Raw genomic sequence first — 14,753 nt, forward strand, 5'->3', positions numbered from 1 at the left:
ACATGACAACAACAACGCATTGGGACACAGGCGCACAACTGGTCGCAACCCACTTAGAACGCCAAGGCGTCGAGTATATTTTTGGTATACCTGGCGCAAAAATTGATCGCCTCTTTGATGCGATTGAAGATACCAATATCAAAATGATCCCGGTCCGCCATGAGGCGAATGGCGCCTTTATGGCCGGTGTTATTGGCCGCTTAACCGGTAAAGCGGGCGTCACCATGGCAACGTCCGGCCCGGGCTGCACGAACCTGGTGACTGGACTGGCGACTGCTAATTCTGAAGGCGATCCTGTGGTTGCTTTAGGTGGGGCGGTGAAACGTGCCGATCAACAAAAACAAACCCACCAAAGCCTAGATACCGTCAGCATTTTCAATTCGGTTACCAAATACAGTGCCGAAGTCCAAGCCGGTTCAGCGACCTCTGAAATCCTTGCCAACGCTTTTCGTGCAGCGGAAAGCGGTCGCCCGGGTGCCGCGTTTGTCAGTTTACCTATGGATATTCTTAACCAACCGGTCGACAGTGGCGTGCTCGCGCCTTCATTCCCGGCACCATTAGGGATGGCTGATAAGCGCTCTATCCGCGAAGCGGCCAACAAAATCAAAGCGGCGCATAATCCGGTATTCTTACTGGGGTTACAAGCCAGCCGTCCTGAAAATGCCGCAGCTATTCGCGCCCTACTCAATCGTACTCAGCTTCCCGTCATCGGGACCTATCAGGCTGCTGGTACCGTCGACATCACCTACTATCAGCGCTTTGCGGGTCGGGTCGGCTTATTTAATAATCAACCCGGTGATCTCTTGTTAGCGAACGCTGATCTGATCGTCACCATTGGTTTTGGCCCAATTGAATATGATCCAGAGCTTTGGAACACGCAACACACCGATATTATCCATATCGATGTGGCACCAGCAGAAATTGAGCACTATTACCGCCCTAGCGTGGAGCTCGTTGGCCAGATTGAGCCCACCCTTAATGCGCTCACCGAACAACTCGATCATCAATGGCTTATGCCCGAATCAACAGTTGATTTACTTGAAGAAGTGGCCCACCAGCGCCAAGCTATTCGAGCATACAGTCGTTCACACCAAGATTTTGCCATGCATCCACTGCATTTGATTAAAGCCATGCAGGATGTGATCACTCCAGACACCACCTTGTGCTTAGACATGGGCAGCTTCCATATTTGGATTGCGCGCTATCTTAATTGCTTCCGCTCTCGGCAATTATTGGTCTCTAATGGCCAACAAACCATGGGCGTCGCCTTGCCGTGGGGAATTGGCGCGAGCTTGCTCAACCCCGACCGTAAAGTGGTGTCCGTGTCCGGAGACGGTGGATTTATGCAATCGAGCATGGAGCTTGAAACCGCAGTCCGCCTCAAATGCAACTTGTTACACATTGTCTGGGTGGACAACGCCTACAACATGGTAGAGATGCAAGAAGTCAAAAAGTATCAGCGCTTTTCTGGTGTGAAATTTGGCCCGATTGACTTTAAAGCCTACGCCGAGTCCTTTGGCGCTAAAGGCTTTGCGGTGACACGACAAGAAGATTTAGTCACTCAACTGAAACAAGCCATGGATACCCAAGGCCCAGCTGTTATCGCCATTCCCGTGGACTACAGCGACAACTTTAAGCTCATGGCCCCACGCGAGGCCGGCAGTATGGATCCGGTATTCGCCTGATCAAACAGACATAAAGGAGAACACAATGAAAGGTATTAACCAAAAAGTCGCATTGATTACCGGTGCCGCCAACGGTATTGGCGCCGCGATTACCGACCGCCTTTATCAAGAAGGCGCCAAAGTGGCCATTGCGGACTGGAACCAAGCGGCATTAAATGACACAGCTGCAAAATACGATGCTGATCGCGTCTTGAAGCTCTCTGTCGATGTGTCAGATCCAAAAGCGGTAGAAGCCATGATTCAAGAAGTGGTGTCTCACTTTGGTCAGTTAGATATGCTGATCAATAACGCTGGGGTGCATACACCTGGCTCGGTGATTGACGGCACATTGGACGACTGGGAAAAAGTATCAGGTGTCGATATTGATGGTGTGGTTTTTTGCGCTAAATACGCCATGCCTGAGTTAATAAAAACCAAAGGCTCGATGGTAAATACGGCGTCAGTATCAGGCCTGGGCGGTGATTGGGGCGCGGCTTTTTACTGTGCTGCAAAAGGCGCGGTTGCGAATCTAACACGTGCCATGGCACTCGATCACGGCCTTCAAGGGGTGCGTATTAATGCCGTTTGCCCGAGCTTAGTCAAAACCAATATGACTAATGGCTGGCCTGAATCGGTGCGGGAAAAGTTCAATGAACGTATCGCACTAGGTCGTCCAGCAGAGCCTGAAGAGGTTGCTTCTGCGGTAGCATTTCTTGTCAGTGACGATGCGTCATTTATTTCCGGTGTTAATCTCCCCGTCGACGGGGGTGCCACCGCTTCGGATGGTCAACCTAAGATCGTCTAATAAACCATCAAGCGTCCCGATGCGTGTGTGTTATCGGGCGCTTTTTTAATGGTGCGCCATGACGAACACGCGCGAACCGTTAAGCAAGGTGAAAATCAATCACAAACAACGGCGGGCGTTCTGGGTAGATTTGCAAAATCAGCGCATTCAAGTCGGAAAGTGACATCCCCTCTTGTTCAGCATGGCGAGCATTAATGTCCTCGAACGCTAGCGGAGCAACGCTGTCGATCACAATGTCACATACATAATGATCAGTTTCTAGCTGATATACCGCGACGCGCGAACCGGGTTGATAGTGACTTTCAGATTCATCGCGAATGGTGATGGTTTTAACACCGGCGGCCACCATGGGCGTTAAGGTGGAGAAAAAGGTGATTTTGGTCGGGGCAGTCATGTTGCTTTCTTCCAAAACTGTATTGGTCTATGGTGCGATACGATTAAAAACGCCCGCGAACACTTGCACGCGAGCGTTTCATGCCTTGCGGCGTTACGCCATCATCGGCACCAATACAAGGGTGCCAATAATCACGGTAATTAACCCGCAGAGGACCGGCACCGAGGTGCGCTTAACCACCTCAAACGGGCTGAGTTTTGCCATCCCAGATGTCGCCACAATCACTCCAGACACCGGCGATATGGTTCGGCCTAAGTTAGAGGCTTGCAGCATAGGGATAATCAAAAATGCCGGATTGAGGCCCATTTTCGCTGCCAAAGACGGTGCTAATTCAACAAACGCATAGAAAGGTGCATTTCCAGAGCCAGTGGCAACAGCGGCTGCGACGGTGAGTAAAGTAAGCAGCATCATCAATGCAATACCGCCTGCCCCAGCGCTTTCTGCTAAGCCGAGTAAGTTGTCAATCGCACCAATTGACATAAGGCCTTGTGCAAATACCCCTGCAGCGACTAACAGCATCACCACGCCTTTAAAGGCATCCGCCATCCCTTCATAACACGCATCCAGATCTTCTAACGTTTTGCGACCATTAAAACGTTTGGTGGCGAAGTCGACGAGCGCACCTAAAAAGATAGAGAGCACCACAATGGTGTAGATATCTAGATAGAGGCCCGGAATGGTTTCACCGTTAAATAAAAACACCCCAATGATAGGCAGAAAAGGTAAGGCGGCGTAATAACCTGGCGCGTGAGTTTCTATCTCGGAGACGTCCACACGCTCCATCGGCGTGTTTTCTTTGTTATCCAGGTATTTATTCCAAAAGTACGCCGCGGCGGCCATCACAATAATCGCACAAATAGAGACCGGCAATACGGTTTCGACCGCAAACACGTGGAGCGGTAAGCCTGCTTTTTCCGCTGCAATCACCACATCGCCCGAGGTGGGTGAAAGTATAATCGCTGCAGGAGACGCGCACACTGCTGTCGCGGCGGGACGAGAAATGCCCATCGCAGTCWTCATCGGGAACAAGGTGGCCATCAGCAGGACCCCCAACCCAGTGGCAGAGCTGACCGCCAGCGACATCAAACAGGCCACGATGTAAGCCGCCACCAGCAGCACATAGGGTGACTTGATCACCGAGAGCGGCTTAGAGAACTGTTTCACCACGACGTTGTTGGCACCAATGTGCGACATATAGGCCGCAAAGCCGCACAACAACATAATTTGCATCCCGAGACCACCACCCCGGTATTGCAGCATGTATTTCACGTATTCAAGCGAGTCGGTAAACAGCTTGCCCGTCGACGTCAATTTAGCCGGCAGGACACTGTGCCCAATTAGCCCTGTGATAATCAGTAATAAAATCCCTGCGGTTAGCAAGGTACTTGCAGGACGATAACCTTTGACAATGAAGTAACCCACGGCCACTGTTACAACTAGCCCAATGAGCAGCTCTAGCATAATTCACTCCGCCAGATGGTAAAGATAAAAGAATTGGATGGAATTTACTCAGCTCACTGTACTAAAACCCTGCATGTAGCACGACAACAACCAAGCCCTGACTTGATTTAAGACAAATAAAAAGCCGCCTATCAATGAAAGGCGGCTTGGTGATCACAATTTGTAACGATTAAATCATTGCTTAGCGACCAGATCAAAACGATCAGCGTTCATCACCTTCACCCACGCCGCCACGAAATCGTGTACGAACTTGGCTTGGTTATCATCTTGCGCGTAAAACTCGGCATAAGCGCGTAAAATGGCGTTAGAGCCAAACACTAAATCGACGCGGCTCGCCGTCCACTTCACTGCTCCCGAATTACGCTCAATGATCTCATAGCGGTTACGGCCGACAGGTTTCCACTGATACGCCATGTCCGTCAGGTTGACGAAAAAGTCATGACTAAGCTCACCGACCCGATCGGTAAATACGCCTTCCGGGGCACTACCATAGTTGGTGCCAAGCACACGCATACCACCCAGTAGTACTGTCATTTCAGGTGCTGTGAGTCCCATCAATTGGGCACGGTCGAGCAGTAACTCTTCAGGCTGAACGGTGTAGTCCTTTTTCAACCAGTTACGGAATCCATCTGCAACCGGTTCTAACACCTCAAACGAAGCAATATCGGTTTGCTCCATGGTCGCATCACCGCGGCCAGGTGCGAAGGGGACGTCGACGGGGACGCCAGCCGCTTTTGCCGCTTCTTCGATGCCTTGGTTGCCTGCCAGCACGATGGTATCGGCCAAACTAATCTGGTGCTTCTGGGCAATATTGCTCAGCACGTTGACTACCTTCGCCAAACGCTCCGGCTCGTTCCCGAGCCAATCTTTTTGCGGTGCTAGGCGGATCCGCGCGCCGTTCGCCCCACCCCGCTTATCGGATTGGCGATAAGTCCGTGCGCTATCCCATGCGGTGGTCACTTTCTCTGCCAACGTCAGGTCACTATTGGCAATATCTGCTTTTACCGCTGCCACGTCATAATCGGTACGTCCTGCAGGCACGGGATCTTGCCAAATCAAGTCTTCACTCGGCACATCTGGGCCGATGTAACGTGACTTGGGCCCCATATCGCGGTGCGTGAGTTTAAACCAGGCTTTAGCAAAGACGTCTGCCAGGTAGTCAGGGTCTTGATAAAAGCGTTCAGAGATTTTGCGATAGGCCGGGTCCATTTTGAGTGCCATATCGGCATCGGTCATGATGGGGTTACGACGAATCGAGGGGTCTTCAACATCAACAGGTTTATCTTCTTCTTTGATGTCGATAGGCTCCCACTGCCAGGCACCCGCAGGGCTTTTCTTCAATTCCCACTCATAGTTAAACAGGAGATAAAAGTAGCCGTTATCCCATTGCGTGGGATGGGTAGTCCAAGCCCCTTCAATGCCACTGGTGACCGTATCGCGACCAATGCCGCGCGCTTGGTGGTTATTCCAGCCTAAGCCTTGCTCATCAACGTCGGCCGCTTCAGGCTCAGGTCCTAATACGCTCGCATCGCCATTGCCGTGACATTTACCCACGGTATGGCCACCGGCAGTTAGCGCGACGGTTTCTTCATCATTCATCGCCATGCGCTCAAACGTGACACGCATATCATGGGCAGTTTTGAGCGGATCTGGGTTGCCATCTACCCCTTCAGGGTTAACATAAATCAGCCCCATCATCACTGCGGCAAGTGGATTTTCGAGATCGCGTGCGCCAGAGTAACGGCTGTTCTCTGCATCACTTGGGGCCAACCATTCTTTTTCTGCGCCCCAATAAGTATCCTTCTCTGGATGCCAAATGTCTTCACGCCCAAACGCAAACCCGTAGGTTTTTAGCCCCATCGATTCATACGCCAGCGTGCCCGCGAGCAAGATCAAATCTGCCCAACTAATTTTGTTGCCGTATTTTTTCTTAATCGGCCATAGAAGGCGACGGGCCTTATCGAGGTTGGCGTTATCCGGCCATGAGTTTAAAGGCGCAAAACGTTGATTACCGGTCGCACCGCCACCGCGGCCGTCGGCAATGCGATAGCTCCCCGCGGAGTGCCACGCCATGCGAATCATCAAACCGCCATAATGTCCCCAGTCGGCAGGCCACCAAGACTGACTGTCGGTAAGTAGCGACTTAACGTCATTTTTAAGTGCGTCAATATCGAGTGTTTTTAGGGCTGACGGGTAATCAAAATCGTTATCAAACGGCGTTGATTTTGTGTCGTGCTGATGAAGAATGTCGAGGTTAAGTGCATTGGGCCACCAGGTTTTGTGTGCCATCTCTTCCGATGTTGCGCCACCATGCATCACAGGGCATTGGCCGCCCGACGTTGAGCGTTGCTGAGACATTGCTTTCTCCTTATGTTTTATCCATCAGTGCGAACGCTAAAACACCTGACTAGACCGCACTGAAGCTATCATTAGTTATTGCTAACTAAACATGAGTAACGTTAATAGATAATCACACAAAGCGCTAATCTGTTATGCCAATAATGTTAATAGCCAATAACTTATGAGCGACGCGCTAACTCACATTCACCATGCCCATTCGCGATTTTGAAGCACCACACGATAACMATCCAGATCTTCAAAGGTGCAGCCGTCTTTATCCCAGTAGCTATTGTAGCTCGGCACAGGTTTAAACCCAGCGGCTTCAATTTGTTGACAGGCAGCCTGCCATGCGGCGTGATCCGGCAAATAAAAAACCAGTAAATTCTCTTGTGAGGGCGCTGGGCCGACATGCGTGCCGCGATGATGCGTAAATTCAAGATGATAGTTGTGGTGTGGGTGACCAATAATGGCACCATCAAAATCATTATGGCCAGAAAACGTCGCCAATAGCTCAAACCCCAGCCCATCACAATACATGTTAGTAATATCGGCCAAATTGTCAGTGGGTCGTGCCACCCGCATCACGGTGTCTTTATCAATCATTGTGCTGGCTCCTCCGGCTCGCAATTCAATCTTTGCATCATGGTGATAGAGTCTGGGGTAAACCCCAGCGCTTGATAAAACGCCTGTGCATCCTGATTAAACGTCATCACTTCTAGTTTTATCACAGTGGCATGATTGTCTTTCGCCCATTGGGTACACGCAGCCATTAACGCTTTGCCCGCCCCGGTTCCACGAGCATCACGATCAACCACGATGGTATTCACATGACACATGGGATCGTCGACCAGATGAGGAATATGTTCAAACGACTCCAGCCTTGCCGACAAAAAGCCAATCACGTTGTGTTGATGCTCTGCCACCCAGAAGTACTTATCCTCTTCTTGCAGTGCTTGCTGCAAAAACGCCCGACCACTTGGGTCAGGCGTTGCAAACAGATGCGGCGCATGTTGATGATGCATGTCACCAATTTGTACATTCAGGGCGAAGATGGCATCCAAGTCCTCAACCGAGGCACGTCTCACTTGCATCCTTGTGTTCCTTTTCAAGTCTTGGGGTGTTCTGGCTCTCAACCGCCTGATGCCATTGTTTAGTCAAACTACAACACTAGATACTGGCCGATAAATCAGACTGATGCAGTGACTCTACCCACACCCTTGAAAGGAAACGTCAACTACTCGATGATTTGTGTCATGCCTGCCAAGTGGTGCCAATAGCCGTTGCAATCGTGGTTGAGCGGTTGCGGATTATTGCCTGCTTGGTTAGCACGGAATTTGTCTACCCAGTGCAAGGTGTCAAGCGACAGTGGGCTTAACCGCACCACATCCACCAGCCCTTGCATCGACGGTAAATCGTTAATGAGATTTGTGCACTGCCCGGACTGGGTTTGAATGCCGTTCAGCACAAATACCGCTTGACCCTCTTGTGACTCGGTTAACCGTCCATTGGGGTAGTTGAGGCAGCACAGCTCGCAGTCATCTTTGGCACGGTTTTCTGAGCGTGCAGTAAAACAGCGTGCCGAATAAGCCAGTGGTAAGTAACCATAGCCAGTCACCTCCACCTCAAACTGATCGCGAATACCCAGTGCATCGCAGCCGTTCAACATATTCACCAACCAATCGCGCGAAAGCTCCACCGGCATCACCCAGCGTGTCATGCCAAGGTCAACAAATTGCTTTAATGTTTGCGGGTTATAGCAATTGATGGCCGCCCCCACCACAAAGGGCTGCCGACGTTCGCTTAAAAATTGCACCGCGCTCACGTCATTCGCTTCAATGCGAATATCATCATTATCACAGTAGCGTTTTAGCATGCTCAGCTCTGAGGGCGCTTCAATCAGCGCCATGGTCGAGAGCACCACTTGTTTACCAGACTCGGCCAGCTCACGCGCGAGCCCGATCCAGTCTTTGGTTTTCAGCTCTCGCCGCTTAGCACAGACGGTTTCGCCGAGATAAATCACATCGGCTTGGCTATCTGCTGCCGCTTGATAAAAGGCTTCAACCTCAGCCTTAGGCCAGTAATACAGGATTGGCCCGAGAGAAAATTGCATCATAATTCCTTATTGCCACTTGCGATGGTAAGCACCCAAACTGGTTTGCACCCCTTCAGAAAGGCTATCGAGCGAATGCGCCCAATCCGGTGCAATATCAAACGCCTCGGGGTTTGCGACACAGCGATCAATCGCTTGACGCCATACCCGTGCAACCTGCTCCACATACGCAGGGCTGCGCTGACGACCTTCGATTTTGACCGATTTGATCCCAGCGCGATAAAGCTCAGGTAGGACACTTAAGGTGTTCAAACTGGTGGGCTCTTCCAGGGCGTGATAGCGGTTGCCGTCAACACAGAAACGACCTTTGCAGAGGGTAGGATACCCCGCTTTTTCATCGGCTTGGTAACGGTCAATCAAGACGCCGTTTAAGCGCGACTCCAACCCTTGCTCAGTATCTTGCCAGCGCACGAATGCCGCCGGTGAGCAAGCGCCAACGGTATTGGGCGACTGGCCGGTAAGATAAGACGATAAATAGCAGCGCCCTTCGGCCATAATGCACAGGCTGCCGAAGGCAAATACCTCTAAGTCAACATCGGTATCGCGTGCTAGTTGTTTAACCTGATGAATAGACAGCACCCGTGGCAATACCACTCGCTTAACGCCATATTGCTGCTGATAGAAACGGATCGCCCCAGCGTTAGTGGCGGATGCTTGAACAGAAAGGTGTATATCCAAATGGGGATAGGTGTTGGCGGCGTAATCTAAACAGGCCATATCAGCAAGGATCAGTGCATCAGCGCCATTTCCGGCGGCGCTATCAATCGCATATTGCCAGCGGCGCCAACCATCGGGGTGAGCAAAGGTGTTAATGGCAACGTGCAAGTCTTTGCCGTGGTCATGCACATACTGACTGGCACGCTGCAATTTGCTGTCGGTGAAGTTCAGCCCAGCAAAATGGCGCGCATTGGTATCATCTTTTAAGCCGACATACACCGCATCGGCGCCATGCTCGATCGCTTTTTTAACCGCCGGAATATTGCCCGCCGGACAAAGGAGCTCCATAACATTGCATTCCATTTTATGATTGTCCGGCTAAGATAAGGGCGTTGCCAGTGTGGGGGGTTGATATGTATCAAGCTCACTTCCCCATGAGGATAAAAATCGCGATAAATGACGCTGTTGCCACAAAAACCCTCCTCATTTTTGACTCGGATCCAATGGCAGCGCCTCCAACCTCGCTACTCTAGTGGCACTCAACCATTGGCACCAAAGGAAAGCCAAATGCTCGTTAACCCAATCACACAACAACCCCTTGCTCTGCCACTGCCTCAGCCAGCTCTGATTACACCAGGGCTAAAAGCGATCACTCAATTACCATATGGGCTGCAAGCTCAGGTACTGACGAAAGTCATGAATACCGCTTTTGCGGTACCGCTGGCAGAGGACGAGTTCGACTTTCTTGCTGGCCGTACTATTCGCATTGGATTGCGTGATCTCAACGCGAATTGGTTCGTGTCGCTGAACGAAGACAACCAATTATTAGTGAGTTTATCGGGGGAAGAAGACGCCAGTATCGAGGGAGATTGGTTAGCGTTTTTAAAAATGGCGACCCACTATTGCGATCCGGATACGCTGTTTTTCCAGCGCCAACTCAGTATCAGTGGTGATACCGAACTTGGGCTGCATGTGAAAAACCTGCTTGATAGCCTCGAAATCGACACCCTGCCCAAGCCGCTGGCACGCTCACTGACGTTAAGCCATCACTACCTCACTAAACTCGCGTTGTAGTGCACAAGCTGATGCGAGCTCATTGCCCAGCGTGCTCACCCGCCAACCAAGGTTGCGTGAGTGAGACCGTCTGGGCATCAAAATCGTACGCCATTAGCTACTCCTTTCGTCACCCGTTAATCGGTTACGTCCAGAAAATAGTACTGGCTAACGTCGCAAATAAAACCAAAAGATTCAAAAAGATGATGAGCGGCATGGTTGCTTTGATGGGTTTGTAGCAATAAGCAAGCGGCTTGGCGGGCACGAGCCTCCTTGAGAGCGTGCGAGATTAACGCCCGCGCGACACCTTGTCGCCGTGAATCCGGCTGCACGTACAAATCGTTAATAATTAAGCCACGGCGCGCCCTCGCCAATGAATACAAAGGCGTTAGGTGGACAAATCCCACCATGGAGGATTGGTAAGAAGCGGTCAATATACAAGTATCTTGCTCGCGCAACCGTTGCTCAGTAAACGCCCTTGTTTGGCTGAGCGGCGGACGAATCGCGAGCCAGCGCTGGTACTGGTCAAATAACACCATGAGGGCGTCTAGATTATTTAACTCCGCTTTTGCTATATGCAACATTCTCTCTCTACTACAGCGCTATGGTTACTTTTCAGTGTAAGCGCCGTCGCGACGTTCTGCTGTCAACACCTCAACAGACGAGCATAAAGAACAAAATGTATACCGTCACACTACGTTGAAATCGGTCACAGTATCTAGGTTGATATGAAAGCCAATCAAAAAAGTTATAGTGCATAAGGTAATATCAGTAAGGCGGCTAAACGCCGCCTCAGTATATGCTGGCCCCTGCAAGGGTATAAGATCGTTTGGCTAGGTCCGCGTTGCGGCGTGTTCTGATTACGCCATTGAGCGGGTGCGATACCACTTTACTGTAACAGGCGCGAGCTCTTTTAACGCGTTACGCACCATGACAAATGGCACTTTGATGAAGTAGAACGACATCAACACCATCATCATAGGATCTGCATAAACCGCATAATCCGACCAGGGTGAATGCGCCACTAACCAAGCACCTAGAAAGCCCAAGGTGACCGCCAGACTTAATAAGGTGTCCATTTGCCACTGGCGCGATTCCGCCTCCACCAACTGGCTTTGCCCTGCCCGGTTTTTACGTGCAATCATCCACCATCCGTAACCGCAACCCACCACGTTGACAATACCAAACAGTACCGCCAATGACGGGTTAACCGCACGTCCGCCTTCGACCAAGGAAGAAACCGCTTCATACAGAGAATAACTCACAAGCAGCATAATCACGGCGCCTTTAATGGCGACAACAAGCGGTGTCAGCAGCGCACGTGTGATCGGCCTTGCGTAACGCGAGTGGATATACCATGACGCTCCCAGTGACAACAAAGTTAACACTAGACTAATCAAGGAGTAGATACCGTCGAACATAATCACTAAAGAGCCAGCAATCCATCCAACGGCAAGGCCGGCGATGGCAAACCCCAATGCGAGAAGGGCTGAAAACACTAATACTGACTTTTCATTGATCACGTTTTGAGGAGACATAAAACACCAAAAGTAGAAAACACGCACATATTCTTGGTGCTACTGCGCCGCTTTACAAACACGAACTTGCTGACATTTTCATCACTCTGTAAAGATTCCAATAAAATCCATGTCATTTCAATTACTTACAAGAAAAAATAACTGTCAATATTTCTGACAGTGAGTGTTCTAAACAAATTTTAGTTATGAGATAGCGCTAAATCGCATTTTGCTTGTATATAACTTTTACGCATACTAAATCTAAATTTAGATTCTTTATGGACTAAGAAGATGAGAAAAGGCGTGTTACTCGCGGCAATTGGCTTGCAGCTTTTCCTCGCGATAACCAGCACAGGATGGTGGCAGTTTGGTGCGGCACTCAGTGCGTTTCTGTTGGTCGCGGTATTACGTTTACCTCAGGACACGCCGCATGAGTGAACCTGAGGCAACGATGGAGACTAGGCAGCGAGCAGCAGCCAAGCAAGCGATGTACAGGAGATAATCACCCACAGCGCAACACCAAACAGTAAAGGCTTAGGGCCTGCCTTGCGTAGCTGGGTAACAGAAATACTGCAGCCGATTAAGAATAAACACACCACTAATACTTGCTTTGAAATGGCGAAAATCACTTCATAGATAGGTTGCGCTTGGACAAAGACATCACTGATACCAATCGCCAGACAATAGAAAACGATAAAGTACGGAATCGTGATTTTTTTAGCGTGACTGCGAAACATGAGTGCACTGACAAACGCCACAGGCACAATCCATAATGCGCGCGCAAGTTTGAGGGTGGTCGCGGTCGTTAGTGCTTGCTCACCATAAGCGGACGCCGCGCCCACCACCGATGACGTATCWTGAATCGCGATTGCCGCCCAGGTTCCAAACGTGTGCTGATCTAGCCCCAGCGCATGTCCTACCATAGGAAACACAAACAGCGCCAATGAATTCAACACAAACACCGTGCCTAACGCCAAACCAATTTCTTTATCATCTGCGTTGATAGCGGGCGAGACAGCTGCGATTGCACTGCCGCCACAAATCGCAGTGCCTGAGGCAATCAGGTGACCGGTCTTTTTATCCAGTCCCATCAGTTTGGCCAGTAATGTGCCAAAAACCAGCGTGCCTGCAATGGTGGCAATAATCAGCCCTATCCCATCGCCTGTCACGGCGAGTGCCTCTTGCAGTGGGATACCAAACCCTAGACCCACAATCGAATAAGCCAGCAATTTTTTGGTGATTTTGGTGAGGGGGATTGCGCTTGGTACCCAGCCCAAGGAGGTTAACAAAAAGCCCAGCACCAGAGCGATCGGCGAGCTTACCCAAGGGGTTAAACAGGCTAACACAGCCAATGAAAAAGGAAGATAACGCGTGTATGCGGTCATAATGATGCTCAGTAAAAATCAGTGACGGCATTGTAGCGCTCGGTAGGTGTTCAGAAAATCTTAAACTTTTTAACCTAGGTTAAGTTTTGCTTAACCTGTATGGCAACCTATTGAAAAACCACTTATCGAGCCGCGTATTTAGAAATCAAACAAGTAGTTAGTAATGCTATCACTCAGCCATTGGATTCCCGGATGCTCGGCCATCCCTGAGGCGGTGAATAGACAATAGTCTTCTTGGGTCAAACCATAGGTATGTTTGATCACTGCTAAGCGCTGTTCTCGTAAGTATTGCCGGATCAGCGGCTCAGGCAACACGCCCCACGCTTCTTCTTGTAAGATGGTATTGAGCATATATTCAAAACTGGAAAAGCCAATGTAGCGGCGTGAGAAAGGTTGCAGCTCGGGATTGTCTTTTTCATTGAGATAGACCATTACCGCTTGCATGGCATTACGCAATTGATCATCACTGACTCGACGCAATCGACTCAATGGATGCTCACTGTTGCACACCGACATCATGCGAATTTTACCCAGCGGTTGATAGTTGATGCGCGGATCGTCAATCCGTTCGTAGTCTACTCCAAAGGCAAAATCGACTTGTTGCGTTTCAACCAAATTGGCCAGATCACCGCTCGACGCCAATACGAGGTTGAAGGACGTCGCCGTAAAGCGCTTGTTTAGCTGGTGCGCCCAGTCCTGCCAAAGTTGATCGGGGATCGCATCATCACGCGCGATCCACACTTCGGCATTAAAGCCCGCGTTCGCTTGCTCGCACGTGCGACGAATGCGGGCCGCGGTGACCGATATACTCTCGAAATCTTTGTAAACGGCTTTGCCGATTTCCGACAGTGTCAGACGGTTACCGGTGCGATAGAACAATTCGGCGTTAAGTGATTGCTCGAGCGCTTTAATCGCCATACTCAATCGTGAACGATTCACATCCAGCTGACGTGCAGCTTCAGACACTGAGCCAGTCTCTGCGACTGCACAAAACGCATCAATTTGGGTTAGATTCATGCCGCCCTCCTCTCGCTATCCTACCGGAGCGCGGCAAAGACACAAAGCGCTATTACCGCTTGTCAGCATCCTTAAACTATCGGCGATTATGCAATTATTCGTAGCGACCTACTGCGTATCAGAAAACGCCAAGCTCTCTGTGTTTGAGGCGCGACAGAATGAGACTATTTTACTCGAGATAGAATACAGATAGGGATTATGAAAGTGCTATGGTGCCCCGGGCCGGACTTGAACCGGCACAGCGCGAACGCCGAGGGATTTTAAATCCCTTGTGTCTACCAATTCCACCACCAGGGCAACGCAGTTATGCGTGGTAGCACCATAGTCCGCAGACTGCGCTGCGAACGAGA

At 50.4% G+C, this 14,753-nt stretch carries 14 protein-coding genes, 1 tRNA gene and 1 pseudogene; 4 read left to right on the forward strand and 12 right to left on the reverse strand.

Annotated elements, in window-relative coordinates; all coding sequences use genetic code 11:
- Positions 1–2 precede the first annotated feature (2 nt).
- Both alsS and BZG14_RS02825 read left to right on the forward strand, forming a co-directional pair.
- Positions 3–1,685: an acetolactate synthase AlsS gene (gene alsS, locus BZG14_RS02820; protein ID WP_077607926.1), complete on the forward strand. Its 1,683-nt coding sequence runs from the start codon at positions 3–5 to the stop codon at positions 1,683–1,685.
- A gap of 25 nt (positions 1,686–1,710) precedes the next feature.
- Positions 1,711–2,469, forward strand: a complete 759-nt coding sequence (locus BZG14_RS02825; protein ID WP_069362573.1) for an SDR family NAD(P)-dependent oxidoreductase — start codon at positions 1,711–1,713, stop codon at positions 2,467–2,469.
- A gap of 79 nt (positions 2,470–2,548) precedes the next feature.
- Here the strand turns inward: BZG14_RS02825 and yqfB are convergent, their stop codons facing one another.
- The 7 genes from yqfB to ubiU form a co-directional block, all read right to left on the reverse strand.
- The gene (gene yqfB / locus BZG14_RS02830) at positions 2,549–2,863 is read right to left on the reverse strand and encodes a N(4)-acetylcytidine aminohydrolase (protein WP_077607927.1); all 315 of its coding nucleotides are present in this window, start codon (positions 2,861–2,863) and stop codon (positions 2,549–2,551) included.
- A 93-nt stretch (positions 2,864–2,956) separates the two neighbouring features.
- Positions 2,957–4,324 carry an anaerobic C4-dicarboxylate transporter DcuC gene (dcuC, locus tag BZG14_RS02835; protein ID WP_077607928.1) on the reverse strand — a complete coding sequence of 456 codons (1,368 nt, stop codon included), beginning with the start codon at positions 4,322–4,324 and terminating at the stop codon, positions 2,957–2,959.
- 174 nt (positions 4,325–4,498) lie between these two features.
- Positions 4,499–6,682, reverse strand: a complete 2,184-nt coding sequence (katG, locus tag BZG14_RS02840) for a catalase/peroxidase HPI (RefSeq protein WP_077607929.1) — start codon at positions 6,680–6,682, stop codon at positions 4,499–4,501.
- 186 nt (positions 6,683–6,868) lie between these two features.
- Positions 6,869–7,267: a VOC family protein gene (locus BZG14_RS02845; RefSeq protein WP_077607930.1), complete on the reverse strand. Its 399-nt coding sequence runs from the start codon at positions 7,265–7,267 to the stop codon at positions 6,869–6,871.
- On the reverse strand, positions 7,264–7,755 hold the full coding sequence (locus BZG14_RS02850; protein ID WP_077607931.1) for a GNAT family N-acetyltransferase: 492 nt from the start codon (positions 7,753–7,755) through the stop codon (positions 7,264–7,266). Before BZG14_RS02850 ends, BZG14_RS02845 begins: the two co-directional genes overlap by 4 nt.
- A gap of 143 nt (positions 7,756–7,898) precedes the next feature.
- Complete coding sequence (locus BZG14_RS02855) at positions 7,899–8,774, reverse strand: U32 family peptidase (RefSeq protein WP_077607932.1); 876 nt, start codon at positions 8,772–8,774, stop codon at positions 7,899–7,901.
- Between the two features lie 9 nt (positions 8,775–8,783).
- A complete protein-coding gene (gene ubiU, locus BZG14_RS02860; protein WP_077607933.1) occupies positions 8,784–9,779 on the reverse strand; it encodes a ubiquinone anaerobic biosynthesis protein UbiU in 996 nt (331 codons plus the stop codon).
- Between the two features lie 219 nt (positions 9,780–9,998).
- Here ubiU and ubiT point away from each other — a divergent pair, with 219 nt between their 5' ends.
- Positions 9,999–10,505, forward strand: coding sequence for a ubiquinone anaerobic biosynthesis accessory factor UbiT (ubiT, locus tag BZG14_RS02865; protein WP_158011723.1), 507 nt, complete (start codon positions 9,999–10,001; stop codon positions 10,503–10,505).
- Between the two features lie 116 nt (positions 10,506–10,621).
- Here the strand turns inward: ubiT and BZG14_RS02870 are convergent, their stop codons facing one another.
- Together BZG14_RS02870 and BZG14_RS02875 are read right to left on the reverse strand one after the other, a co-directional pair.
- Complete coding sequence (locus tag BZG14_RS02870; protein WP_069590169.1) at positions 10,622–11,068, reverse strand: GNAT family N-acetyltransferase; 447 nt, start codon at positions 11,066–11,068, stop codon at positions 10,622–10,624.
- A 321-nt stretch (positions 11,069–11,389) separates the two neighbouring features.
- A pseudogene (locus tag BZG14_RS02875) lies at positions 11,390–12,022 on the reverse strand (cation transporter); the annotation flags it as partial.
- A gap of 270 nt (positions 12,023–12,292) precedes the next feature.
- Between BZG14_RS02875 and BZG14_RS15545 the strand changes: the two are divergent.
- Positions 12,293–12,439, forward strand: a complete 147-nt coding sequence (locus BZG14_RS15545; RefSeq protein ID WP_158011282.1) for a hypothetical protein — start codon at positions 12,293–12,295, stop codon at positions 12,437–12,439.
- A gap of 20 nt (positions 12,440–12,459) precedes the next feature.
- Here BZG14_RS15545 and BZG14_RS02880 read toward each other — a convergent pair whose 3' ends face one another.
- From BZG14_RS02880 to BZG14_RS02890, 3 genes are all read right to left on the reverse strand, one after another.
- Positions 12,460–13,386 carry a YeiH family protein gene (locus BZG14_RS02880; RefSeq protein WP_077607935.1) on the reverse strand — a complete coding sequence of 309 codons (927 nt, stop codon included), beginning with the start codon at positions 13,384–13,386 and terminating at the stop codon, positions 12,460–12,462.
- A 138-nt stretch (positions 13,387–13,524) separates the two neighbouring features.
- Positions 13,525–14,403 carry a LysR family transcriptional regulator gene (locus BZG14_RS02885; protein WP_069590163.1) on the reverse strand — a complete coding sequence of 293 codons (879 nt, stop codon included), beginning with the start codon at positions 14,401–14,403 and terminating at the stop codon, positions 13,525–13,527.
- Between the two features lie 210 nt (positions 14,404–14,613).
- Positions 14,614–14,700: transfer RNA gene (locus tag BZG14_RS02890), tRNA-Leu, on the reverse strand.
- Positions 14,701–14,753: the final 53 nt, after the last annotated feature.

Origin of the sequence: Salinivibrio sp. IB282 (assembly GCF_001995685.1) — a bacterium.
Lineage (GTDB): Bacteria > Pseudomonadota > Gammaproteobacteria > Enterobacterales > Vibrionaceae > Salinivibrio > Salinivibrio kushneri.